25 protein-coding genes are annotated in these 24798 nt (G+C 65.0%); 7 read left to right on the forward strand and 18 right to left on the reverse strand.

Features of this window, described 5'->3' with window-relative positions; translation table 11 throughout:
• Positions 1-11: 11 nt before the first annotated feature.
• The 5 genes from ACROSR_RS06410 to proS form a co-directional block, all read right to left on the reverse strand.
• A complete protein-coding gene (locus ACROSR_RS06410) occupies positions 12-2303 on the reverse strand; it encodes a glycosyl hydrolase family 28-related protein (protein WP_432683230.1) in 2292 nt (763 codons plus the stop codon).
• 101 nt (positions 2304-2404) lie between these two features.
• Entirely contained in the window at positions 2405-2806 is a 402-nt protein-coding gene (locus ACROSR_RS06415) for a DUF4864 domain-containing protein (RefSeq protein WP_490166893.1), read from the reverse strand.
• 79 nt (positions 2807-2885) lie between these two features.
• Entirely contained in the window at positions 2886-3569 is a 684-nt protein-coding gene (locus ACROSR_RS06420; RefSeq protein ID WP_432683234.1) for an ABC transporter ATP-binding protein, read from the reverse strand.
• Positions 3562-4851, reverse strand: a complete 1290-nt coding sequence (locus ACROSR_RS06425) for a lipoprotein-releasing ABC transporter permease subunit (RefSeq protein WP_432683236.1) — start codon at positions 4849-4851, stop codon at positions 3562-3564. Before ACROSR_RS06425 ends, ACROSR_RS06420 begins: the two co-directional genes overlap by 8 nt.
• A 196-nt stretch (positions 4852-5047) precedes the next feature.
• Positions 5048-6403, reverse strand: a complete 1356-nt coding sequence (proS, locus tag ACROSR_RS06430; protein WP_432683238.1) for a proline--tRNA ligase — start codon at positions 6401-6403, stop codon at positions 5048-5050.
• A 145-nt stretch (positions 6404-6548) separates the two neighbouring features.
• On the opposite strand from proS, the gene ACROSR_RS06435 reads away from it, so the two are divergent.
• The 5 genes from ACROSR_RS06435 to ACROSR_RS06455 all read left to right on the forward strand — a co-directional run bounded on the left by ACROSR_RS06435 (position 6549) and on the right by ACROSR_RS06455 (position 12368).
• Positions 6549-7616 carry an AI-2E family transporter gene (locus tag ACROSR_RS06435; protein ID WP_432683240.1) on the forward strand — a complete coding sequence of 356 codons (1068 nt, stop codon included), beginning with the start codon at positions 6549-6551 and terminating at the stop codon, positions 7614-7616.
• Positions 7616-8290 carry a P-loop NTPase family protein gene (locus ACROSR_RS06440; RefSeq protein ID WP_432683242.1) on the forward strand — a complete coding sequence of 225 codons (675 nt, stop codon included), beginning with the start codon at positions 7616-7618 and terminating at the stop codon, positions 8288-8290. The genes ACROSR_RS06435 and ACROSR_RS06440 overlap by 1 nt, the downstream gene beginning before the upstream one ends.
• Positions 8291-8336: 46 nt before the next feature.
• Positions 8337-10511, forward strand: a complete 2175-nt coding sequence (locus tag ACROSR_RS06445; protein WP_432683244.1) for an RNA degradosome polyphosphate kinase — start codon at positions 8337-8339, stop codon at positions 10509-10511.
• Positions 10512-10564: 53 nt separating this feature from the next.
• The gene (locus tag ACROSR_RS06450) at positions 10565-10750 is read left to right on the forward strand and encodes a hypothetical protein (RefSeq protein WP_432683246.1); all 186 of its coding nucleotides are present in this window, start codon (positions 10565-10567) and stop codon (positions 10748-10750) included.
• Between the two features lie 82 nt (positions 10751-10832).
• Positions 10833-12368 (forward strand): Ppx/GppA family phosphatase, encoded by a 1536-nt coding sequence (locus tag ACROSR_RS06455; RefSeq protein ID WP_432683248.1) that lies wholly within the window; start codon positions 10833-10835, stop codon positions 12366-12368.
• A gap of 52 nt (positions 12369-12420) precedes the next feature.
• Here the strand turns inward: ACROSR_RS06455 and ACROSR_RS06460 are convergent, their stop codons facing one another.
• From ACROSR_RS06460 to ACROSR_RS06485, 6 genes are all read right to left on the reverse strand, one after another.
• Positions 12421-12810, reverse strand: coding sequence for a hypothetical protein (locus ACROSR_RS06460; protein WP_432683250.1), 390 nt, complete (start codon positions 12808-12810; stop codon positions 12421-12423).
• A 49-nt stretch (positions 12811-12859) separates the two neighbouring features.
• On the reverse strand, positions 12860-13570 hold the full coding sequence (locus tag ACROSR_RS06465) for a TerB family tellurite resistance protein (RefSeq protein ID WP_432683252.1): 711 nt from the start codon (positions 13568-13570) through the stop codon (positions 12860-12862).
• 44 nt (positions 13571-13614) lie between these two features.
• Complete coding sequence (locus ACROSR_RS06470; protein WP_432683254.1) at positions 13615-14094, reverse strand: GNAT family N-acetyltransferase; 480 nt, start codon at positions 14092-14094, stop codon at positions 13615-13617.
• Positions 14091-14696 (reverse strand): VOC family protein, encoded by a 606-nt coding sequence (locus tag ACROSR_RS06475; protein WP_432683256.1) that lies wholly within the window; start codon positions 14694-14696, stop codon positions 14091-14093. The genes ACROSR_RS06470 and ACROSR_RS06475 overlap by 4 nt, the downstream gene beginning before the upstream one ends.
• Before the next feature lie 74 nt (positions 14697-14770).
• Entirely contained in the window at positions 14771-16900 is a 2130-nt protein-coding gene (gene scpA / locus ACROSR_RS06480) for a methylmalonyl-CoA mutase (protein ID WP_432683258.1), read from the reverse strand.
• A 51-nt stretch (positions 16901-16951) separates the two neighbouring features.
• Positions 16952-17122 carry a hypothetical protein gene (locus tag ACROSR_RS06485; protein WP_432683260.1) on the reverse strand — a complete coding sequence of 57 codons (171 nt, stop codon included), beginning with the start codon at positions 17120-17122 and terminating at the stop codon, positions 16952-16954.
• Here ACROSR_RS06485 and ACROSR_RS06490 point away from each other — a divergent pair.
• Complete coding sequence (locus ACROSR_RS06490; protein WP_432683262.1) at positions 17121-17567, forward strand: DUF4174 domain-containing protein; 447 nt, start codon at positions 17121-17123, stop codon at positions 17565-17567. The two genes, ACROSR_RS06485 and ACROSR_RS06490, sit on opposite strands and share 2 nt — an antisense overlap.
• Before the next feature lie 13 nt (positions 17568-17580).
• Here ACROSR_RS06490 and ACROSR_RS06495 read toward each other — a convergent pair whose 3' ends face one another.
• From ACROSR_RS06495 to ACROSR_RS06525, 7 genes are all read right to left on the reverse strand, one after another.
• Positions 17581-18099 (reverse strand): hypothetical protein, encoded by a 519-nt coding sequence (locus ACROSR_RS06495; protein ID WP_432683264.1) that lies wholly within the window; start codon positions 18097-18099, stop codon positions 17581-17583.
• A gap of 4 nt (positions 18100-18103) precedes the next feature.
• Entirely contained in the window at positions 18104-20104 is a 2001-nt protein-coding gene (locus ACROSR_RS06500) for an acetyl-CoA carboxylase biotin carboxylase subunit (RefSeq protein ID WP_432683266.1), read from the reverse strand.
• Between the two features lie 106 nt (positions 20105-20210).
• Positions 20211-20567, reverse strand: a complete 357-nt coding sequence (locus tag ACROSR_RS06505) for a hypothetical protein (RefSeq protein WP_432683268.1) — start codon at positions 20565-20567, stop codon at positions 20211-20213.
• An 84-nt stretch (positions 20568-20651) separates the two neighbouring features.
• Complete coding sequence (locus tag ACROSR_RS06510; RefSeq protein ID WP_432683270.1) at positions 20652-20795, reverse strand: hypothetical protein; 144 nt, start codon at positions 20793-20795, stop codon at positions 20652-20654.
• 223 nt (positions 20796-21018) lie between these two features.
• Positions 21019-21420: a DUF6497 family protein gene (locus ACROSR_RS06515; RefSeq protein ID WP_432683272.1), complete on the reverse strand. Its 402-nt coding sequence runs from the start codon at positions 21418-21420 to the stop codon at positions 21019-21021.
• A complete protein-coding gene (locus ACROSR_RS06520) occupies positions 21414-21749 on the reverse strand; it encodes a hypothetical protein (RefSeq protein WP_432683274.1) in 336 nt (111 codons plus the stop codon). Before ACROSR_RS06520 ends, ACROSR_RS06515 begins: the two co-directional genes overlap by 7 nt.
• A gap of 94 nt (positions 21750-21843) precedes the next feature.
• Complete coding sequence (locus ACROSR_RS06525) at positions 21844-23376, reverse strand: acyl-CoA carboxylase subunit beta (RefSeq protein ID WP_432683276.1); 1533 nt, start codon at positions 23374-23376, stop codon at positions 21844-21846.
• A gap of 189 nt (positions 23377-23565) precedes the next feature.
• Between ACROSR_RS06525 and ACROSR_RS06530 the strand changes: the two genes are divergently transcribed.
• The gene (locus tag ACROSR_RS06530; protein ID WP_432683278.1) at positions 23566-24783 is read left to right on the forward strand and encodes a multidrug effflux MFS transporter; all 1218 of its coding nucleotides are present in this window, start codon (positions 23566-23568) and stop codon (positions 24781-24783) included.
• Positions 24784-24798 lie beyond the last annotated feature (15 nt).

Raw genomic sequence — 24798 nt, forward strand, 5'->3', positions numbered from 1 at the left:
CGCAGGCCGTTTCAAGCGGCGTCGTCTATGCCGACCCGCAGGATGACCTTGCCCGAAACCGGGACGGGCCAGCGCAGATGGATGCGGTCCTTTTCAGGGCCCTGACTGGCCTCGAAATAGGGCGCGTGGTGGACGACGGTGTTCGCGGCGTCGCGCAGCGGCCCCTCCGGCAGCACCGAAACCGCCGTCTGCGCCCACGCGCCGAAGGGCAGCCGCGGCGCGGGCTGGACGATCCAGGTCGTGCTTGCGCTGGCCTCTATATGCGCCATGACCAGCGGGCTTGCCGCCTGAATGGTCACGTTGTGAAAGCTGTTCTCGGCAAAGGTGATGTTGCGGACCCGGTCATAATCGAGATCGGCAAAGCTTGTGTCCACCGTCTCGACCCGATCGATCGTGCCGATGCCGCGGAAGGTGTTGCCGGTGACGATCATCCCGTCCAGGAAATGCCCCGGCCCGTAGGGCTTGACGGTGATATAGGTGAACCACGGCGCCATGTCGCTGGCCAGGAAGACATTGCCGGTGATGCTGAGCGCGCTGAACGAGAATTCGCTGGCGAAATCCGGGGCGGCGTCATGTTCGTTGCCCCATTCGATGAAGCAGTTGTCGATATAATTGCCGTTGATCGTGCCGCGATTGTTGGTGCGGGTCAGCACGAACCCGGCGCTGCGGATGCCGTTCGGGGCCGAATCACCCTGGAACACGTGATTGCCCGAGATCAGCGAACTCGACCCCGCCATGACCGCGAAGTGCCGGAAGAACGGCGCGCGGTTGTCGCGGACCTTGAGATCGTTGGCATTGGCATTGAAGCCGATCGTCGTGCGGTCGCCGACCAGCAGCGGCCCCTCGTCTGACAGGAACTGGCAGCGGTCGATCATCATGCCCTGATCGCCCTCGCCATGGCTGGTGATGCCGCGATCCTTCGGGCGGGTGAAGAAACAGTCGCGGAAATGGTTGGCCGAGCCCTGGGGCGGCAACAACACCCCGCTGCAATTGGCGCCGCACTGGAAGTCCACCTCGGAGAAGACCATGCGCGACACGTCCTGAAAGCCGCTGAAATCGAGTATGTACTTGAACCGCCGGAAGGTGAAGACCTGCGTGCCGGCCGCATCATAGAGCGGCTGACTGAGCGTGATGCGCCCGGTCGCGACATTGCGCGCCGAGACATAGACCTCGCGGCCCACGCCATTACCCTCGATCAGCGCACCGACCGGCACGTTGGCCACGTTGACCACGCCGGTCAGCTCCTTGGAATTTGTCTGGGGCGCGTAGGTCGCCTGCGACGTGACGACATCGGTGTCGAAATCGGGCGTCGGAAAGACCGAGAACTGCCCGTTCCGGATCACGTGGCGCTGGTTGTAGGTGGTGCGATTGCCCACGGCGGCCTGCATGTCCACCGGCGCGCGCAGGGCGATCTTGCGCCCGGCCAGATCCAGCGTGACGTGACCCGCATTGTTCAAAAGGGCCTGATACGCCTTGATGAAGGCCTGCTCGCTGTCGCCGAAGGCATCGATATAGGCGGGCAGGTCGAAATTCCGGGTCAGCGCGAGGATAGCGGCGTCGGGCATCACGACCGTCCCCTCGAAGCGGATGCGGCTCTGGATCGTGGTGCTTGTCCCAAGGTAATACGTGCCTGCGGGCACGATCATCTCGCGCCCGTTCGCGGCGGTATCGGCGGCCTCGAACGCGGCGTGATCGTCGGTCACGCCGTCACCGATGGCACCATAGTCGCGCACGTCCACGGTCGCGATCACGTCACGCAGGAAAAAGCGGCTGACATCCTCGATCTCGATATCGTCGATGCGCACGACTCCGCCCGACGGGCCGGTCAGGTCGATGCCGAAATGGCCGAAGACGGCCTCAGGTCCCCACGCCATGTCGACGCCCGCCCGTTGCCCGGTGCCGATGATGGCGCTGACCTCGACCACCTCGCCATAGGTGGTCAGTGTGACCTGCGGCCCGGTCAGCGTCACACCCGGCAGGGGGGTGCCGCCCGCCTCCCCGGCGAAGGCGGCGATGCGCACATCCGGCAGGTTGCCCGCAAGCGCCTTGATCCGCGCGCGCACCCGCAGGTAGCAGCCCGGCAGGATCGGGGTTTCGCCCACGTAGCGCAGGCGCTGGACGGTGTCGGTCTTTTGCAGCTCCAAGGCCCCGCCAAAATCCTGATCTGCGGGGACAAAGGCCGCATTGAGGGCCATGTCATAGGTGTCGGAGCCGGGCCGGCCATCGCCGCTCGACCAGTGGTCCAGCCCCGCCGAAAATGGCAGAGGCATGAAAGCGATGCCTTGGGTGATTGCCTTGTTCATGTCTTTCCCTTTCTCTATCGCGCCGCGCGTGATCTCGGAAAGGGTTAGACAGAACCTGTTAACCGTATGTCAGACCACCGTGACGGTGCCCTGTCCACAGGTCAGGCATTAAGGCCGGGTGCCTCGCGCACACGCACACCGTTGATGCGCCACGTGCCGTCGATCTCGACCATCTCGTAATCGACGATCCACGACTTGCCCCCCGGCCCGCGCATCCGCACGCTTTGCACCGGGCGCCCATCGATCATCTCGATATCGAGAAAGGTCACGTCCGACGGCTGCCAGACCATCGGATAGCCGTTGCGCACCATATCGCCGAACGTATCGGGCGTGCCGAACTTGCGCTGGATGAACGGGCTGGCATGGTCGAAGGCGCGCTCGGTGTTTTCGGCGAGGAAGGCCTCGATCTGGTCGGAGATCACAGATTGCATCGCCGCCTCGTCTGATCTCGCTGTCCCTGCCACGCCCGCTGCAAGGATCAAGGATAATATGACATGTCGCATTGGACTACCTCCATGCACAGGAAGTCTAGGCCAACGCCGTGGCGTTGCAAGCCCGTCAACCGCGACCAACGGCGCGGCGTCATCCCGCGACGACGCGCCCCTGATCCAGTTTGACGATCCGGTCCATGCGCGCGGCGAGGCCAAGGTTATGCGTGGCGATCAGTGCCGACAACCCGGTGTCGCGCACCAGCCCCTTCAGCGTGTCGAAGACCTGGTCGGCGGTATCGGGATCGAGGTTTCCCGTCGGCTCGTCGGCCAGCAGGAGGCGCGGGCTGTTGGCCAGCGCGCGGCAGAACGCAACGCGCTGCTGTTCCCCGCCTGACAGCGCCGAGGGGCGGTGTCCGGCGCGCGGGGCCACGCCCACCCTGTCCAGAAGATCGCGCGCACGGTCCTCGGCCACACGGCGCGGCACGCCATTCGCCCGCTGCGGCAATGCGATGTTTTCCAGCGCGGTGAACTCGGGCAACAGGTGGTGGAACTGGTAGACGAAGCCCACCTGTCCGCGCCGCACGCGGGTCCGGTGGCGATCGCCAAGGCCGGTCATGTCCGCGCCACCGATCTCGACGCGGCCCGCATCGGCCACGTCCAGAAGCCCGGCGATATGCAGCAGCGTGGACTTGCCCGCGCCGGACGGGGCCACAAGGGCAACCATCTCGCCCTGTGCCAGCGTCAGGTCCACCCCGGCCAGCACGCGCACCTCGCCGGGGCGGTCCTTGTTGTAGGTCTTGTCGATACCCGACAGGCGCAGCACAGGATCACTCATAGCGCAACGCCTCCACCGGGTTCATCCGCGCCGCGCGCCGGGCCGGAAAGATCGTGACCACGAAACTCAGCCCCAGCGACAACGCGACCGCGGTCAACACATCACCCAACTGCAACTGCGCCGGCAACTGGTAGATTCCGCGGATCGACGGATCCCAGACCTGTCCACCCATCATCACGTTCACCGCCGAGAAGATCGGGTCGATATAGATCGCGAAGAGACAGCCAAGGATCACACCGGCGGCGGTGCCGATCAGCCCGGTGAACGCCCCGCAGATGAAGAAGACGCGCAGCACCGATCCCTCGCTCAGCCCCATGGTGCGCAGGATGCCGATATCGCGGCCCTTGTTCTTGACCAGCATGATCAGCCCGCTGGTGATGTTCATCGCCGCGATCAGCACGAGGATCGACAGGATCACGAACATCACGTTGTCCTCGACCTCGAGCGCGCGCAGGAAGGATCCGCTGGCATCCTGCCACGTCCAGACCTGCGCGCGGTCCCCGGCGGCGCGCAGCAGCGGCATCACCCGGTCGTCGATGTTCTCGGGCTCGGCGACCGTCACCTCCAGCTCGTCCGCGCGCCCGTCGCGGTTGAAAAAGCTCTGCGCCTCGCCAAAGGGCAAATAGACGCGCACCCGGTCGATGTCGTAACGCCCGACGCTGAAGATATAGGTCACGTCGTAGGAATTGATGCGGGGTGTCGTGCCAAGCGGCGTCTTGACCCCGTCGGGCGAGATCAGCTTGATCCGGTCGCCCAAGGTTACGCCAAGTTCCTGCGCCACGCCCGACCCGATGGCGATGCCCGCCTCGAACCGGTCCAGATCGCCGCGCCCGGTCTCGGGATCGGCGACGCGCGGGATCGCCCTCAGATCCTCGGGCGCGATGCCGAAAACCTGCACGCCGGCATTGCGGCCTTCGGCACTGGCCATGACCTGCCCCTTGACCAGCGGGGCGACGCGAGTGACGCCCGGCACGGCGCGCACGCGCTCGGCCATCGCCCGGTAGTCGGTGATGGTGCGGTCGACGCGCCCGGTCTCGTCGTCAATCGCCCCGGCGCTGTAGATTGTCGCATGCGCATTGGCGCCAAGGATCGTATCGACGAATTCCGCACGAAAGCCCGAGCGCACGGCGAGCGTGGCGATCAGCGCGAAGACCGCCAGCGTAATGCCGATCAGGCTGATCCAGGTCATGACGCTGACGCCACCCTCGGCGCGCTTGGCCCGCAGGTAGCGCCAGGCGATAAGCCACTCGAACGCGGCAAAGGGGGCGGGGGATCTGGCCATTGCGGCCTCCTGATATCTACGCGGGTTCAGTGCGGCGTTCGGCGGGCGGCGTCAATGTGGCGTGGCGGGGTCGGGACCGGAGTGAACATTTGCAGTTTGCCCATGCGCGGAATCAAGGCTGAAGGCCGCCGCGCATCGCCGGGCCGCCCCGGAGAGACCGACCTAACATCAGATCGACAAAAATTGGAAAGCCCTCTCAAAACGCCGGCTGCAACACATGCGGCGCATATATGTCCGCGAGCCGTTCGACCGCCGCCTCTGGCGCCAATTCCTCGCTCTCGCCGGTGCGGCGGCTGGTCAGCTCGACCACGCCGTTCTTCAGGCCCCGCGGCCCCACCGTGATCCGCCACGGCAGGCCGATCAGGTCCATCGTCGCGAACTTGCCGCCGGCGCGCTCGTCTCGGTCATCGTAAAACGGGTCCAGCCCCAGCAGGTTCAGTGACTGGTACAGCGCCTCGCAGGCCGCATCAGCCTCTGCATCGCCCTGCTTGAGATTGACGATCCCGACATGGAAGGGCGTCACGCCCTCGGGCCAGATGATACCCTTGTCGTCATGGCTTGCCTCGATGATCGCGCCCACCAGACGGCTGACGCCGATGCCGTGGCTGCCCATATGCACCGGCACGGCCTTGCCGTCTGGGCCTTGCACCGTGGCCCCCATCGGTTCGGAATACTTGGTGCCGAAATAGAAGATCTGGCCCACCTCTATACCCCGCCGCGACCGGCGCCGGTCTTCGGGGACGGCGTTGAACTTCGCCTCGTCATGGGTTTCGTCGGTGCGCGCATACGGCGTGGTCCATTCGTCCACGATCGCGGCGCATTCCGCGTGGCTGTCATAATCCACCACGCGGTCGCCGAGTTTCAGATCGGTGATCGCGCTATCGTAGAACACTTCCGATTCGCCGGTATCTGCCAGCACAAGGAACTCGTGCGTGTCGTCGCCGCCGATCGGGCCGCTATCGGCGCGCATCGGGATCGCCTGCAGGCCCATGCGCTCGTAGGTGCGCAGGTAGCTGACCATGTGGCGGTTATAGGCGTGCAGCGCATCCTCGCGGGTCAGGTCGAAATTGTAGCCGTCCTTCATGAAGAATTCCCGGCCCCGCATCACCCCGAAGCGCGGCCGCACCTCGTCGCGGAACTTCCACTGGATGTGATACAGGGTCAGCGGCAGGTCCTTGTAGCTGCCGACATGCGACCGGAAGATGTCGGTGATCAGCTCTTCATTGGTGGGCCCATAAAGAAGATCGCGGCCTTGCCGGTCGGTGATGCGCAGCATTTCCGCGCCGTAATCGTCGTAGCGCCCCGACTCGCGCCACAGATCGGCCGATTGCAGCGTCGGCATCAGCATCGGGACATGGCCCGCGCGCAACTGTTCCTCGTGAACGATGTTCTCGATCTTGCGCAGCACCTTGAACCCCAGCGGCAGCCACGAATAGATCCCGGCGCTCGCCTGCTTGATCATCCCCGCCCGCAGCATCAGCCGGTGACTGGCGATCTGCGCCTCGGCGGGCGTTTCCTTGAGCACGGGCAGAAAATAACGGCTGAGACGCATGACGAACCTCTGGGTCTGGGCATTTGCCCTCGTTTATGGCGTTGCACCCTTCCAGACAAGGGAGGATCATCGGCACGCGCGCGCCGCCCTCTTGAAACCTGCGCGCGCACAGGCGAGATGACGGAAACGGGTCAGGAGCACGCGGATGGCATTACCGGTCAGGCAGCAACTGAAATACTGGGGCATCGCGATGGCGGTCTTCGCCCTTGCCTTGTGGTTTCTGGGCAACGTGATCCTGCCCTTCATCCTGGGTGGGGCGATCGCCTATTTCCTCGATCCCGTGGCTGACCGGCTGCAGCGCCTGGGGCTGAGCCGCATGACGGCGGTGGTCGTGATCACGCTATCGGTCCTGTTGCTTTTCACGCTGCTGCTGATCCTCGTAGTGCCGACGCTGGTCAGCCAGGCCATCGCGTTGTTCGAGATCACGCCGCAGCTTGCCCGCGATCTTCAGGGCTTTTTCACCGCGCAATTCCCGTCCCTTTTCGATGCGGATTCGCCGGCGCGCGAGACCCTCATCGGGCTGGGTGAGACAATCCGCGACCGCGGCGTGCAGGTGTTGGAGACCGCGCTCAGCTCCGCGGCCTCGCTTTTGAACATCGTGGTGCTTCTGGTCGTGGCGCCGGTGGTGGCGGTCTACCTGCTGTATGACTGGGACCACATGATCCAAGAGCTCGACCACATGCTGCCGCGCGACCATGCCCCGATCGTCCGCAAACTCGCGCAGGACATCGACAGCACGCTGGCCAGCTTCATCCGTGGCATGGGCACCGTCTGCCTGATCCTAGGCACCTATTACGCGGTGGCGCTGATGCTCGTGGGGTTGCAATTCGGGCTGGTCGTCGGCGCTGTCGCGGGCCTGTTGACCTTCATTCCCTACGTCGGCGCGATCATCGGCGGCGTGCTGGCGATCGGTCTCGCGCTGTTCCAGTTCTGGGGCCAATGGTTCAGCATCATTCTGGTCGCCGGCATCTTCGTCTCGGGTCAGGTGATCGAGGGCAACTTCCTGACACCGAAACTGGTGGGGTCCTCGGTCGGGCTGCACCCTGTCTGGCTGATCTTCGCACTGTCCGCCTTCGGCACGCTGTTCGGCTTTGTCGGCATGCTGGTGGCGGTGCCCGTGGCCGCGGCCCTTGGCGTGATCGCGCGGTTCGTGATCGCGCAATACAAGTCAAGCCGTCTCTATCGCGGGCTCGACAGCCGGGACGACGGCTGATGGCCGAACAGCTCAGCTTTGACTTGCCGGTGCGCGCGGCCCTCGGGCGCGAGGATTTCTTCGTCTCACCGGCCAATTCCGAAGCCGTGGCGACGATCGAAGGCTGGCAGGGGTGGCCGTCGCACAAGCTGATCCTGACCGGGCCCGCAGGGGCGGGCAAGACGCATCTGGCGCATGTCTGGGCGGGGCTGTCGGGGGCCGGGATCGTGGCCGCGCGCGATCTCGCCCGATCCGACGTCGCACAGCTGGGTCAGGGCTGCGTGGTGGTCGAGGACGCCCAGGATGTCGCGGGACATGGCGCGGCCCAAGACGCGCTCTTTCATCTGCACAACCTGATCCAGGCCGAGGGGCGGGCCCTGCTGGTGACCGCCCGCACACCGCCGCATCTGTGGGGACTGACCCTGCCCGATCTGGCCAGCCGTTTGCAGGGCACGCTGCACATCACCCTGCACCCGCCCGATGACGCGCTGTTGTCGGCCGTTCTGATGAAGCTTTTCGCGGATCGCCAACTCATGCCCAGTCCCGACACCATTCCCTTTCTCGCAAAGCGCATGGAACGCTCGTTCGAGGCTGCGGAACGGATCGTCGCCGATCTCGATGCGACGGCGTTGGCGCAACGCCGGTCGATCACGCGGGGACTGGCCGGCGAGGTTCTGGACAATCACGGCGAATAGCGTCACGCTTTACCTGATCATTACATGTCAACGCCACAAGGCTCCCATGACAAACGCAGATTTTCTGAAATCCTCCCGTCCGGACCCGATCGAACGCCCCGATCTGGACGTGACCGGCCCCGGACGGTTCTTCAACCGGGAACTAAGCTGGCTGGGATTCAACTGGCGCGTGCTGGAAGAGGCCCAAAACAGCCGTGTGCCACTTCTGGAACGGCTGCGCTTCCTGTCGATCTCGGCCACGAACCTTGATGAATTCTACAATGTGCGGGTCGCGGGCCTGCGCGAACTGGCCAAGGCGGGCAACACCACCCCGGCCGCCGACGGGCTCAGCCCGCTGGAACAGCTTGTTCTGATCAACGAGAACGCGCGCCGCCTGCTCGATCAGCAACAGCAAACCTTCGAGGCGCTGCGCCTCGAGATGGAAGGCGAGGGCATCACGATCCTCAAGCACGAGGCGCTGGACAAGGCGGACCGGACCATGCTTGCAGAGGTCTTCCTGCACGAGGTCTTCCCGATCCTGTCGCCGCTGGCCATCGACCCCGCGCATCCCTTTCCGTTCATCCCCAATCTCGGCTACAGCCTTGCGCTGCAGATGGAGCGCAAGTCAGACAAGCGCCCGCTGCAGGCGCTGTTGCCGATCCCGCACCAGATCGACCGCTTCATCGCCCTGCCGGCCGCCGAGGGCAGCTACCGCTTCCTGCCGCTGGAAGAGCTGTTGCTGCTGCATCTCGACAGCCTGTTTCCCGGCTACCGCCATGTCGGGCATTGCGGGTTCCGGGTGCTGCGCGACAGCGATCTCGAGGTCGAGGACGAGGCCGAGGACCTCGTGCGCGAATTCGAGGTGGCGCTGAAACGCCGCCGCCGGGGTGAAGTGGTGCGCATGAACATCTCGACCGGCGCACCCGAGGGGTTGCGCCGCGTCATCATGGAGGAACTGCACGTCACCTCCGACGAGGTGATCGAGGTGGACGGCATGATCGGGCTGGCGCATCTCAAGGAGCTGGTGCTCGAGTCGCGGCATGATCTTCTCTGGCCGTCATTCACCCCGCGCGTGCCGGAACGCGTGCAGGATCATGACGGCGACATGTTCGCGGCCGTGCGGCAAAAGGACATGCTGCTGCATCACCCTTACGAGACGTTCGACATGGTGGTGCGTTTCCTGCAACAGGCCGCGCGCGACCCGCATGTGCTGGCGATCAAGCAGACGCTCTATCGTACCTCGCGCAACTCGCCGATTGTCGAGGCGCTGTGCGAGGCCGCCGAAGAGGGCAAGTCGGTGACGGCGCTGGTGGAACTGAAGGCGCGGTTCGACGAGGCCGCCAACATCCGCCAGTCACGGCGGCTGGAACGCGCGGGCGCGCATGTTGTCTATGGATTCCTCGATCTCAAGACGCATGCCAAGATATCGACCGTGGTCCGGCGCGAGGGCAGTTCGCTCGTGACCTACACGCATTACGGCACCGGCAATTACCACCCCATCACGGCGCGCATCTATACCGATCTGAGCTTTTTCACCTGCGACGCGAAACTCGGGCGCGATGCCACCAAGGTGTTCAATTACCTGTCGGGTTACGCCCAGCCAGAGCGCCTCGAAAACCTTGCAATCTCGCCTCTGACGCTGAAATCGAGGCTGATAGAGCTGATCGGGCACGAGGCAGAGCTTGCCCGCGCGGGCAAGCCGGCGTCGATCTGGGCCAAGATGAACTCGCTGATCGAACCGGACGTGATCGACGCGCTCTATGCCGCCTCCGAGGCGGGCGTCCGGATCGACCTCGTGGTGCGCGGCATCTGCGGGCTGCGCCCTGGCATCAAGGGGCTGTCTTCGAATATCCGGGTGAAATCCATCGTCGGCCGGTTTCTGGAACACTCGCGCATCGTGTGTTTCGGCAACGGGTCCGGACTTCCGTCGAAGAAGGCACGGGTCTTCATCTCGTCGGCGGACTGGATGGGGCGCAATCTCAACCGCCGGGTGGAAACGCTGGTCGAGATCGAGAACCCCACAGTCAAGGCGCAGATCGTGTCACAGGTGATGGCGGCCAACATGGCCGATGTCGCCCAAAGCTGGGTGATGTCGCCCGATGGCAGCTTTTCACGGGCGACACGGCCCGAAGGAGAGTTCGCGTTCAACTGCCACCGCTTCTTCATGGAAAATCCGTCGCTGTCGGGGCGCGGCTCGGCCGGCGCATCGGATGTGCCCAAGCTGACCCATACCGGCGACTGACCCGGCCGGCAGGTCAGTAACCCTGCGATCCGCGAGGCGGGACCGGAACGCCCATGTCGTGCCTGACGTGGCCGCAAAGACGGGACCACGCCCGGCTGGCAACGCCATGTCTCGTCGTCGCAGGCATCGCCGGGGATCTTGGCTTTGGCAGCATCGCAAAGATCATCTTCGTGATCGGTCTCGCGCTCTACATCCTCGCGATGATCGTGCGGGCGCTGAACGCGCGCCACCCGGTGTGACACCCGACGCGGAAACGCGCGCCGGGTGATTGACCCCGCAAGGCCCTTGGCGCATAGACGGGGCAGCAGCGACGGGGGGCCCATGGACGGCACGCACGATCCCGCAGAACCCGACGGTGGCCCGTTTGGCCGCCCGCTTTTCGACAGCCCGACGGCACGCGCCCTCAGCCGGGTCGGGGTGGTCGATGTCGGGTCGAACTCTGTCCGCCTTGTGGTGTTCGACGGGGCGGCGCGCAGCCCGGCCTATTTCTACAATGAAAAGATCATGTGTGCGCTCGGCGCGGGCATGTCCGAAACCGGCCGTCTCAACCCCAAGGGGCGCAAGCGCGCACTTGCCGCGCTGGAACGGTTCGAGATGCTGGCGCGCGGCATGGATACCGGGCCGCTCGTCACCGTGGCCACGGCCGCGGTACGCGATGCCGAGGACGGGCCCGAGTTCTGCGCCGAGGTGCGACAGCGGACCGGTCTGCGCCTTTGGGTGATCGACGGGCCGGAAGAGGCACGGCTGTCGGCGCAGGGGGTGCTTCTGGGCTGGCCGGGCTCTTACGGGCTGGTCTGCGATATCGGCGGGTCGTCGATGGAACTGGCGGCGGTGGACGCGGGCACGGTGGGGACGTGCCTGTCCTCGTCGCTCGGGCCGTTCAAACTGGCCGATATCAAGGGCGGCAAGAAGGGGCGCAAGGCCCATATCCAAAGCACGCTCGCCGACATGCGCACGCAACTGGGCGAACAACGCAACCGGCTGTTCCTGGTCGGCGGATCGTGGCGCGCCATCGCCAAGATCGACATGGCCCGGCGCAATTACCCGCTGTCGGTGCTGCATGAATACCGCATGACCCCCGCCGATCTGCGCGCCACCATAAAGCAGATCGAGACGACCGATCCCGACACCTTGCGCGCGAAATCCGGGGTCTCGGCCAGCCGCATCGCGCTTGTGCCTCATGCGGCAGAGGTTCTGCGCGAAGTGGTCAAGACCTTCCATCCCCGCGACATCGCCGTATCGAGCTACGGCATCCGCGAGGGTCTGCTCTACGAACAGATGCCGCAGCTTCTGCGCGACCGCGACCCGCTGATCGAGGCCTGCCGCTTTGCCGAGCACAAGGACGCGCGCCTGCCCGGCTTCGGCAAGGTGATCTATCACTTCCTGCAGCCGATCTTCAAATCCGCCAGTCCCGAACGGCGGCGCATCATCCGCGCGGCATGCCTGTTGCACGATGTCAGCTGGCGCGCCCATCCCGATTACCGCGCCGAAGTCTGTTTCGACAATGCCACGCGCGCGAATCTTGGCGGGTTGAAGCATTCCGAACGGATATTCTTGGGTCTGTGCCTACTGCACCGCTACGCCAACAAGCGCGACAACACCCGGTTTTCCGAGCTTGGCAGCCTGCTGTCGGAACGCGAATGTCACGACGCCGAGGTGGTGGGCAAGGCGATGCGGTTCGCGGCAATGCTCTGGTTGAAAAAGGACGCCCGTCTGGGCGAGCTGCGCTGGTTTCCAAAAAAGAAGGTGCTGGAATTGCGCCTGTCACAAGAGGCCGGACCGCTGTTCGGAGAGGTCGCACAGGCCCGGTTTCAGGCCCTTGCCAGTGCGCTCGACGCCGAGGCGGTCGTACACTAGACGAGGCCTCCGCGCGGCGGATCGCGGCACCATGCACACGTGACAGACCACGTCAGATTTCGATGTCGCCCTCGGGCACGGGTTCGTCCGGACTGTCCTGCGGGGTCTTGCGACGCAGGATAATATCCCCGTTGGGCAGCACCTCTGGCGCGTGATAGGCGCTCAGATCGCCGGCCTTGTCCATCAGGTCGCGCAGCGCCGGCCCCATCTCCTCGACGAACTCGCGCAAGGCGGGTTCCATCTCTTCGGCCTGATCGCGAAAGCTTTCAAGCGCGGGACCCATCTCGCGCCGGATGCCCTCCCAGAACAGGCGTGCGCCTTCCTGCATCAAGGACCGCCCTTCGCCCTCTGGCGCCTCCTCGGGGCTGTCCTGGGCCAGTGCCGGGGTGGCGGCCAGCATAACGGCGACCGGCAGGGCGAATATGATGTGCTTGTATATCATATCGCTGGATGTAAGCGCGCCACGTCCGGATTTTAAGGGCCCAGCCCGGTCAATCGGCATGTTTGGCCGCGTGTTTGCCGGTGCCGCGCACCGCGTTGATCTCGTCCCACGCACGATTGATGTCGGTCAGCCGCTTTTCGGCCAGCTTCACGGCCTCGGGCGGGACGCCGCGCGCCTGCATCCGGTCGGGATGACAGTCGCGCACCATCCTGCGCCAAACCTTGCGGATCTCGTCCATCGGCATGTCGGACGTCACGCCCAGAACCGACCACGGATCAGGCGGCGCGTCCGACACGAAGCGGGCACGCATCGCCCGAAAATCGGACTCGTCCAGACCAAAGCACTCGGCCACACGCGCCAGGAACGCATCCTCGTCAGGATGGTAGACACCATCGGCCATGGCAATGTGAAAGAGCCCTTCGAGCAGATCGCACAACGTGTCCGGTTCACCATCGAACATGCGCCGGATGCGCGAGGCGTATTCCTTGAACCCCGCCACATCCTGCCGGGCCAGATTGAAGACGCGCGCGGCATTGGCCTCTTCCCCGCTGTCTATCTGAAAGACCTCGCGAAACGCCGCCACCTCGTTCCGTGTGACCTGCCCGTCCGCCTTTGCCATCTTGGCCGACAGCGCGATCACTGCGATTGTGAAGGCCACGCTGCGTTCGGGCGGGCTGCGCAGATGATCGAAGACAGAGGTCAGGCTTTCGCCCTTGGCAAGGGCCTGCAATGCGTCGGATATGCGGGTCCAGATCGTCATGCGATTATCCTAACGCCGATCGCCGGCGGTGTCAGCGCAAACCGTCATATACATTTGTGCAGAAACACCAGATCCATCCAGCGACCGAACTTGCGGCCCACCTCGGGCAGACGCGCGGCCTCTTGAAAGCCGATCGCGCGATGAAAGGCTATGGCTGACGGGTTTTCGCCACTCACCCCGCCGACGAGGACATGCAGGCCCTCGGCACGCGCCTGCGCCTCCAGCTGCTGCATCAGCGCACGCCCTGTGCCGCGGCGCCGCGCCGATGGCGCGAGGATCACGGTATGCTCTGCGGTATGCCCGTAGCCCGGTCCGCCACGAAACGCGCCATAGCTGGCAAAGCCAAGGATCATACCCGCCTCTTCGGCCACCAGGAACGCGGCGCCGCGCGCCGCGATCTCGCTCTGCAGCCCCGCGGGGGTCTTTTCGATCGTGGTGAAGGTGACCGCGCTATTGCGTATCAGCGGGTTCCAGATCTCCTGGATCTGCGGAACATCCGCCGCCACGGCCGGCCTTATCGTCATTCCAGCACCCTGACCCCTTTGGGCGTCATGATCTCGGCACGCAGCGCGGGCGCGCCCGGTTCGAACACCACGCGCGGATCATCAAGATCGTCAAGCTCGGCGCGTAACGCCGCCGCTTCGGGATGCGCCACAACCAGCCGGTCCAGCCGCGCGCCCGAGGCGGGCAAACGCTCGGACGGATGCCCGCCCGCGCGCCAGTCGATCAGCGCCGGAAAGCAATTGTCATATGGCAGCACCCCGCCATCCGGCACGGCCATGCGCCAGCGCAGATCCCCGCGCGCCAGATCGACGGAACCGCCCGCGGCCGGGTGCCGCGCGCGGGCCGCGTCAAGATCGTCGACCGCACAGATCCAGTTGGACAGGCGCGGCGCACCGGTGAAGCGATCCAGATCGAACCAGCGCGGATGGTCAGGCGCATCCGCGTCCGGGTCCACCGCGATCACCTCGAGATACAGCCCGTCCTCCAGCCCCAGAAGAAGGTTATGCGTGCCGAAATGCGCATGCTGCCCGCCGGGCTGCAACGGCAGGCCCAGGCTTTTCTCCACATTTATCCGCCCCGCCTCGAGGCTTTCTGCGGCCACCGCCAGATGATCGAGCCACATGGGCCTCTCCTTCTTCTTGGGTCAAATACCCCGGGGGTAAGGGGGCTGGCCCCCTTTCTTGTCTTTGATGCGGATCAGCCGCGCGCCGCGCGGATCAGTTTCAGGATATCCTGTGCGGCGTCGGGGATGTTGGTGCCCGGACCGAAGATCGCCTTGACCCCGGCCTTTTGCAGGAACTCGTAATCCTGCTGCGGGATGACGCCACCGCAGATCACGATGATGTCGCCCGCGTCACGCTCTTTCAGCGCCTCGATCAGCCGGGGCGCCAGGAACTTGTGCCCGGCCGCTTGGCTGCTGATGCCCACCACATGCACGTCGTTGTCGATGGCGTCCTGCGCGGCCTCTTCCGGTGTCTGGAACAGCGGACCCACATCGACATCGAAGCCGATATCGGCAAAGGCCGTCGCGATCACCTTGGCGCCGCGATCATGCCCGTCCTGTCCCATCTTGACGACCAGCATGCGCGGCCGCCGCCCCTCGTCCTCGGCAAAATCCTCGACCGATTTCTGGATCGCGGCAAAGCCCTCGTCCCCCTCGTAGGCGGCGCCGTAGACACCGGCCAGCGTACGAACCTCGGCGCGGTGGCGGCCGAACTCCTTTTCCAGCGCGCTACTGATCTCGCCCACCGTGGCGCGCACGCGCGCGGCCTCGACCGCCGCGTCAAGGATATTGCCGCCCTCGCGCGCGCGGCGCGTCAACTCGTCCAGCGCCGCATCGCAGGCGGCCTGATCGCGGCTGGCGCGGATCCGCTCCAGCCCCTTGATCTGGCTGTCCCGCACCTTGACGTTGTCGACATCAAGAATGTCGATCGGGTCCTCGTGATCCTTGCGGTACTTGTTGACCCCGACGATCACCTCTTGGCCGCGGTCGATCATCGCCTGGCGGGTCGCCGCCGTCTCCTCGATGCGCAGCTTGGGCATGCCCGATTCAACGGCGCGGGTCATGCCGCCCATCTCCTCGACCTCCTGGATCAGGTCCCACGCCTTCTCGGCCAGATCATGCGTCAGCTTCTCGACGTAATAGGATCCCGCCAGCGGATCGACGACATTGGTGACGCCCGTCTCCTCCTGCAGGATCAGCTGCGTGTTGCGCGCGATGCGGGCCGAAAAATCGGTGGGCAGCGCGATCGCCTCGTCCAGCGCGTTGGTGTGCAGGCTCTGCGTGCCGCCCAGGACCGCGCTCATCGCCTCGTAGGCGGTGCGCACGACGTTGTTGTAAGGATCCTGTTCCTGCAGGCTGACTCCGCTGGTCTGGCAATGGGTGCGCAGCATCTTGGATTTCTCGTTCTGCGCGCCGAATTCGGTCATGATCCGATCCCACAGCAGTCGCGCGGCGCGCAGCTTGGCGGCCTCCATGAAAAAATTCATGCCGATGGCAAAGAAGAAGGACAGGCGCGGGGCGAAGCTGTCGACATCCATACCGGCCTCGATCGCGGCTTTGACGTATTCGCGCCCATCGGCCAGGGTATAGGCCAGCTCCTGTACAAGGTTCGCGCCCGCCTCCTGCATGTGGTAGCCGGAAATCGAGATCGAGTTGAAGCGCGGCATGTTCTCGGCGGTGTAGGCGATGATGTCGCTGATGATCCGCATCGAGGGCGCGGGCGGATAGATATAGGTGTTGCGCACCATGAATTCCTTGAGGATGTCATTCTGGATGGTGCCCGCCAGTGCGCTCTTGTCGTGGCCCTGCTCCTCGCCGGCGACGATGAAGCTGGCCAGAACAGGGACCACCGCGCCGTTCATCGTCATCGACACCGACACCTTGTCGAGCGGGATCCCGTCGAACAGCACCTTCATGTCCTCGACCGAATCAATGGCGACGCCGGCCTTGCCGACATCGCCCTCGACGCGGGGATGGTCGCTGTCATAACCCCGATGCGTGGCCAGATCGAACGCGACCGAAACGCCCTGCTGCCCGGCCGCAAGGTTGCGACGGTAGAAGGCATTGGATTCCTCGGCCGTGGAGAAGCCCGCATATTGCCGGATCGTCCAGGGGCGCCCGGCATACATCGTCGCCTTGACGCCGCGGGTGAAGGGCGCCGCACCGGGTATCGTGCCCATATGCGGCAGATCCGCCACGTCCTCTTCGGTGTAGAGCGGCTGAACGGGAATGCCTTCCAGCGTGTTCCATGTCAGATCCTCGAGGGGCCGCCCGCGCAGCTCACCCTCGGCGATCTTGCGCCAGTCGTCTTTCTTCGATGCCATGTCCTTGTCCTCTTGTCGTGCAACCGGTCCGGGCTGGGATGCGTCCCAGCCTCATCCGGTGCGGTTTTCCATGTCAAACAGGCCGGTGCCCGGATAGGTCACGAATGGACGAACCGATCCATTCGCGCCGGGCATGAACTCGACATTTTTTCGCGACCGGCTGTATTCTTCCTTCGCAATCATCTGCGCAGAACCTATATCCCGTCCAACAGGAGAAATCATGAAATACGCCTTGTCACTTGTTCTGGCGGCCTTTGTCACGACGGCCGCCGCCGCGCAGGACGCGGATGAAAAGGCCATGGACGACCTGATCGTCAGCGCCGAGAATGTGGACCTCGACACGTTTCGCTGGGTCAAAAGGCCGCTTGTCGTGTTCGCCGACACGCCCGACGACCCGCGCTTCAACGAGCAGATGGAATATCTCCGGGGGGGCATCTCGGCCCTCAGGGCGCGTGACGTGATCGTGATAACCGACACCGATCCCGCGGCGCGCTCGGATGTACGCCGCGAGCTGCGGCCGCGTGGGTTCGGCCTCGTGGGTATCGCCAAGGACGGGGCGATCTTCCTGCGCAAACCCACGCCATGGGCCATCCGCGAGATCACCCGCTCGATCGACAAGCTGCCCACGCGACAGCAGGAATTGCGCGAGCAGGGCACCGGAAGCTGATCGCGGACCGTCATCACGCGTTTCCCTGCACCGCGACAAGCACATCCGCATCGCGGGCCATCAGGATCAGCGTACCCGTGTCGGCATCCCACGCCATGATACCGCCCGGATGATCCAGCGCGTGGCGAAAGGCCCCTTCGCTGCGCTTGTCCATGCATGCCCGCGCCTCAAGGCCCGCACGCCGCATCGCCATGCCCGTGGGGCGCGCGTGATTGGCCATTGCCACCATCGCCACGTCCGCGCCCTGCGCCGTCACATCCAGCGCCGCCGCCCCCTGCGCGTCGATCATGCGCTGCATCTGGACCACGTCCGGCATGAGCGGCAGCGCCGATTTCACGTCCGGCGCAACCACCTCGTACAGGCCGACGGCGCAGTCGCGCCGAGCCGTGAACGAGATCGTCTCGCCAAGAGAAAACCACTGCGCCAACCGCGCGCGCTGCGCCGCCTCGTCCTCGCGCGCGCAGCCGGCAAGGATCACGAACGCAGCCAGACAGGCAACCGGCACAGGGCTATGGCGCGCGACGTCGGTCATCCCCTCACTCGAACTCCATGATCACGTCATCCACCGCCAGGCTATCGCCCGGTCCGGCATTCACCCGCGCCACGGTGCCCTTGCGTTCGGCGCGCAGGATGTTCTCCATCTTCATCGCCTCCACGGTGCACAGCGCCTGACCTTCCTGCACCTCTTCGCCGATCTCGACATTGACCTTCACGATCAGCCCCGGCATCGGACACAGCAGCATCTTTGAGGTGTCGGGCGGCAGTTTTTCGGGCATCAGCGCCGCCAGCTCGGCCTGACGCGGGGTCCGCACATGCACCTTGAGATCCGCCCCGCGCGAGCGGATGCGGAAGCCGTGCGTGATCTTGCCCACCTTGAGCACCAGCGGACTGCCATCCACGTCCAGCCGCGCCAGCTGGTCCCCCGGTGTCCAGTCACTGGCCACCCGCAACGTGGTGCCGTCCGCGAACCGCACGCTGGCCCCGTCGCGATCCGCCTTCACCGTCACGGAATGGCTTTCACCCTGAAGCGCGACGACCCAATCCTCGCCCACCTGGCGCTCGTGATTGTCCATCCGCCCCGATATCCGCGTGCGCCGGATTTCCGCCAACCTGTGCATCGCCGCGCAACTCGCCGCGATCCGGCGCAGGACATCGCCGGGCAGTTCCACCCCGTGAAAGCCGTCGGGATATTCCTCGGCGATGAAGGCGGTGGTCATCTCGCCCGCAACGAATTTCGGGTGATCCATCACCGCGCTCAGGAAGGGCAGGTTGTGCCCGATCCCCTCGACCTCGAACGCGTCGAGCGCATTGCGCATCCCGTCGATGGACGCCGCGCGCGTCGGCCCCCAGGTGCACAGCTTGGCGATCATCGGGTCGTAATACATGCTGATCTCGCCGCCCTCGAAGACGCCGGTATCGTTGCGCACCACCGCGCCCTCGATATCCAGCTCCTCGGGCGGGCGATAGCGTGTCAGCCGCCCGATCGACGGCAGGAACCCGCGATACGGGTCCTCGGCATAAAGGCGGCTTTCCATCGCCCAGCCGCTCAGCGTCACGTCGGACTGCGCGATGCTCAGCGTCTCACCGGCGGCCACGCGGATCATCTGCTCGACTAGGTCGACGCCGGTGATCAGCTCGGTCACGGGATGTTCCACCTGAAGGCGCGTGTTCATTTCCAGGAAATAGAAGTTCCGGTCGCCGTCGACGATGAATTCCACGGTGCCCGCGCTGGTGTAATCCACGGCCTGTGCCAGCGCCACCGCCTGCTCGCCCATGGCGCGGCGCGTCTCGTCGTCCAGAAACGGGCTGGGCGCTTCCTCGATGACCTTCTGGTTGCGGCGCTGGATGCTGCATTCGCGCTCGCCCAGGTAGATGCCGTTCCCAAAGCCGTCGCACAGCACCTGGATCTCGATGTGGCGCGGCTGCATGACGAATTTCTCGATGAACAGGCGGTCATCGCCGAAGCTGCTGGCGGCCTCGTTCTTGGAACTCTGGAACCCCTCGCGCGCCTCGTCGTCGGTCCAGGCGATCCGCATGCCCTTGCCACCGCCGCCCGCGCTGGCCTTGATCATCACCGGGTAGCCGATCTCGTTGGAGATCTTCACCGCCTCCTCGGCATCCTCGATCAGGCCCATGACACCGGGCACGGTGTTGACGCCGGCCTCCTTGGCGATCTTCTTGGAGGTGATCTTGTCGCCCATCGCCTCGATCGCCTTCACGGGCGGGCCGATGAAGGCCACGCCCTCGGCCTCCAGCGCCTTGGCGAATTTGGGGTTCTCGCTTAGAAAGCCGTAGCCCGGATGCACCGCCTCGGCGCCGGTCTGGCGGATCGCGTCCATCACCTTGTCGATCACGATATAGCTTTCGTTCGCGGCTGGCGGGCCGATTCGCACCGCCTCGTCGGCCATCCGCACATGCAACGCATTGCGATCCGCATCGGAATAGATCGCCACCGTGCCGATGCCCATCTTGCGCGCGGTTTTGATGACGCGACAGGCGATCTCGCCCCGGTTGGCGATCAGGATCTTCTTGAACATGCTTTCTGTCCCTCTTGGATTATGACGAACGGTGCGCGGTCGCTGCGCGCGGGGCGACGACACGGGGCCGGACTGGCAAAGGGCACCGCAGTGGACACGGCGCGGCTCATCCGTCCTCTCCCGCGAACACGTCGGGAAAGCTGGCGCGCGCGACGGCGACATCCAGAACCAGACACGCCTCGTAGCTTTCGGGGTCGAAGGGGTCCTCGGCGGGCTTGATCTCGCGCCCGAACAGCCAACTCAGGCGTCCGGCGTCGAGATTGCCGCGCTCGAACGGCGCATCGCCGAAACACTCCCAGATGGCGCGCAGGAATTCGGCATCGGCGCGCTTGTCCGGCGGCCGCCGATCACGATACCGCGCGCGGGCAACAAGCGGCGTGGCCCCTTTGGGGTTGGCGCGGCGGATGGTGAACTGGAAATCCGTGCCCGGCAGACGACCGGGAAACCCGCGATGCTTCAGCATGATCCGGCCCCCGGACAAATGGGCGGACTCCGGCGCGGTGCCGGGGCGGGCACATCGACCCGCCCCGAAGAAAACCCGAAGAGTTTACTTGTACTTTCCGGTCTGCTCCGGCTCGGTCGTGATCGGCTCGGGCTCGACGACCACGAACTCTTCTTCCTGCTGTTGTGCACAGGCTGCGACAAAGGCCACAAGGCCAATGGCGAGAACGCTCTTGATGGTGTTCGACATGTAGTACTCCTGTCTCTCTTATCTGCGATGTGAATAGCGCGCCGGCTTGACGCCGACGCACGCCATCTGGGTGAGTCTGAGGTCACCTGACTGTAACCGTCGCGCAGGCTAGCCGAATTTACAAGGCTTGAACACATGCACCGTGCAAACCTGCGGGCCTGTGTCCCCAAAGCCGCAGTCCGGCGTATCGACGCGGGACACATCGCAAGAGATTGCATTCGCATCAAAACATTTCCCAGTTGCAACGATCGGCATCGGGGCTGTACCCCTCGAAGACCTGCACGACCCCCGGATCGTAAACGCCGAAGGTCGAGGGCCTGTCAGCCAGTGATATCACCACCCGTCCCGGCTGCGGACCGATATTGGCGATCCGGGGCAGCGCGTACTCGTTGCACAGCCATTCGAGATCCGCCATCACCTGTTCCAACGCCGCATCGCCGCCTTCGAGCCCCTCCGCGACAAACCGGAACCGGTAGGTCAGCCCGCCCCCCGCGCGCTGGTCGGTCAGCACCTCCTGCAGCCGGGCCTCCAGTCCCGAGGGCAGACGCAACGCGCCGTCCTGCGCCATGGGTGCAGGCGCGCGCGCCAGCACCGCCAGACAGACGAGAACCATCAGCCTCACCATGTCGCCCCCGTCCAGCGCGCCATCCGCGCAGGGTCCTGCAGCAGCGCGTCGATCCGCGCCTCCGCGTCGGCCCGGGCAAACCGTCCCGCCACGGCGCCGCCCGCCCGAACCCGCAATCCGCTGGCCACGCGCCAGACCTGCACCGCGGGGGCAAAGCCGCGCAGGCCCTGCAACTCGCGCCACATGTCCTGCCGCAGCCGGTGTGCCACGCGGCGGCGCGGCGCCTCGGGCAGCCAGCCCTCGACCGCCAGATCGAAGCGCGCGGGCAGGCGCCGCGTCAGAGTCAGCGTCCCCCCCTCCTCGATCTCATGCCAGCGGCCGCGGCCCATATCCTTCTCCGTGTCGTCTTCTTCTTGGCCGAAATACCCCGGGGGAGTCGCCCGTTCCGGGCGACGGGGGCAGCGCCCCCATGCCACGCTCGCCTCAAAGCGGGATGTTGTCGTGCTTTTTCCAGGGCGTGCTCTTTTTCTTGTTCCTGAGCGACGCGAAGGCGCGGCTGACCCGCATCCGCGTGCTGCGCGGCTGGATCACCTCGTCGATGAATCCCCGCTCGGCGGCGACGAAGGGATTGGCGAAGCGATCCTCGTAGCTCTTGGTGTGCGCGGCGATCTTCTCGGCATCGCCGAGGTCCGAGCGGTAAATGATCTCGGTCGCGCCTTTGGCACCCATCACCGCAATCTCCGAGGTCGGCCAGGCATAGTTGAAATCACCGCGCAGGTGTTTGGATGACATCACCACGTAGGCCCCGCCATAGGCCTTTCGGGTGATCACCGTGACCTTGGGCACCGTCGCCTCGCCGTAGGCAAACAGCAGCTTGGCCCCATGCTTGATGACGCCGCCATATTCCTGCCCCGTCCCGGGCAGGAAACCGGGTACGTCCACCAGCGTCAGGATCGGGATCTCGAACGCGTCGCAGAACCGCACGAAACGCGCCGCCTTGCGCCCGCTGTCGATATCGAGACAGCCGGCCAGCACCATCGGCTGGTTGGCCACCACGCCCACGGTCTGCCCCTCGAGCCGGATGAAGCCGGTGATCATGTTCTTGGCGAACTCGGCCTGGATCTCGTAGAAATCCCCCTCGTCGGCGACCTTGTGGATCAGTTCCTTCATGTCATAGGGCATGTTGGGATTGTCGGGGATCAGCGTGTCGAGACTGTCCTCGACCCGTCCCGGTTTGTCGAAGAATGGCCGTTTCGGTGGCTTCTCGCGGTTGTTGAGCGGCAGAAAATCCACCAGCCGCCGCACCTCGGCCAGTGCCTCGACATCGTTCTCGAAGGCCGCGTCGGCCACGGAGCTTTTGCGGGTATGGGTCAGCGCGCCGCCCAGCTCTTCGGCGGTCACCTGTTCGTTGGTGACGGTGCGCACAACATCGGGCCCCGTCACGAACATGTACGAGCTGTCCTTCACCATGAAGATGAAATCGGTCATCGCCGGCGAATAGACCGCGCCACCCGCGCAGGGCCCCATGATGACGCTTATCTGCGGCACGACGCCCGACGCCTCGATATTGCGCTGGAAGACCTCGCCATAGCCGGCCAGGCTGTCGACGCCTTCCTGGATCCGCGCGCCGCCCGAATCGTTGATGCCGATCACCGGCGCGCCGTTTTCCACGGCCATGTCCATGATCTTGCAGATCTTCTGGGCGTGGGTGGCGCTGACCGACCCGCCGAGCACGGTGAAATCCTGGCTGAAGACATAGACCTGCCGCCCGTTGATCGTGCCCCAGCCGGTCACCACCCCGTCGCCGTAGGGGCGGTTCTTTTCCATCCCGAAATCGTTGCAGCGATGCGCCACGAACATGTCGAATTCCTCGAAGCTGCCCTCGTCGAGCAACAGCTCGATGCGCTCGCGCGCGGTCAGCTTGCCGCGACCGTGCTGCGCCTCGATGCGCGCCGCACCGCCCCCGAGCCGCGCATCGGCCCGGCGGCTGTCGAGTTCCTCCAGAATATCCTTCATGGCACTCCCCTGTCCTTGATATACGGACCATAGAGGCTGCAGGGCGCAAGGCCAAACAGAATTCGGCAAATTTGCAAAAGCATGCGAATTCACGAATGAATATGTGCAAATTCGCAAACCAGACGGGTCGCGCAGATTGCCCGCGGCAACACATGGACACTTGCGCAGCGCCCCCCTATCTTGCGCCGGATGAAATCTGAACCTCGGGTCCGATACCTTGACCGGACCACGCCACCGCACATCTCGACGTTGATCCTGCTTGCGGGATTATCGGCGCTGGCCATGAACATCTTCCTGCCCTCGCTACCGGGTATGGTCGCGTATTTCGACACCAGCTATGGGCTTATCCAGCTTTCGGTGGCGCTTTACCTTGGGGTGAACGCTGTCCTGCAGGTGCTGATGGGGCCGATCTCGGACCGGTGGGGGCGCCGCCCGGTGATCCTGTGGGGGATCGGCATTTTCCTCTTGGCCACGCTCGGCTGCCTCATGGCGTCGAATGTCTATGTCTTCCTGACCTTCCGCATGTTGCAGGCCAGCGTCATCGTGGCGATGGTGCTGTCGCGTGCCATCGTGCGGGACATGGTGCCCCAGGATCGCGCCGCGTCGATGATCGGGTATGTCACGATGGGCATGGCGGTCGTGCCGATGATCGGCCCGGCCTTTGGCGGCATCCTCGACGAGACGTTCGGATGGCAGGCAAATTTCTGGGCGCTGTTCATTCTGGGTGGCATGCTATTTGCGCTGTGCTGGCGCGACCTGGGCGAGACCGCGCCGCTGTCCGGGCGCACCCTGATGCAGCAGTTCCGCGACTACCCCGCCCTGCTGACCTCGCGCCGTTTCTGGGGCTACGCACTGGCGGCGGGACTGTCCTCGGGATCGTTCTTCGCCTATCTGGGCGGCGCGCCCTTCGTCGGCGATCAGGTGTTCGGGCTGTCACCCGCACTGCTTGGCGTGCTTTTCGGGGCCCCGGCAATCGGATATTTTCTCGGAAATTTCGCCTCGGGCCGGTTCTCGACCAGGTTCGGTGTCAACCGCATGGTGCTGTGGGGTGCGCTGTTCAACGCCTCGGGCATCGGGCTCAACGTGGCGCTCTTTCGTCTCGGGTTCGGATCGCCGCTGGTGTTCTTCGGGCTGATGACCTTCATGGGGCTCGGCAACGGGATGGTGATCCCCAACGCCACGGCGGGGGCGCTGTCGATCCGGCCCGATCTGGCGGGTACCGCGAGCGGTCTGTCGGGCGCGATGATGATCGGTTTCGGCGCGGCGTTGTCGGCCCTGGCCGGTGCGTTGCTGACGCCTGGGGCGGGGGCGCTGACATTGTTGTGGATCATGTTCGCCACGGCAATGGCGGCGGTGGTCGTCATCTCGCTTGTCATCCGCCGCGAACGCCGGCTGGCGCTGGCCTAAAACGTGAAGGAGCCG

The organism is Roseovarius tibetensis, assembly GCF_050896375.1.
Lineage (GTDB): Bacteria > Pseudomonadota > Alphaproteobacteria > Rhodobacterales > Rhodobacteraceae > Roseovarius > Roseovarius tibetensis.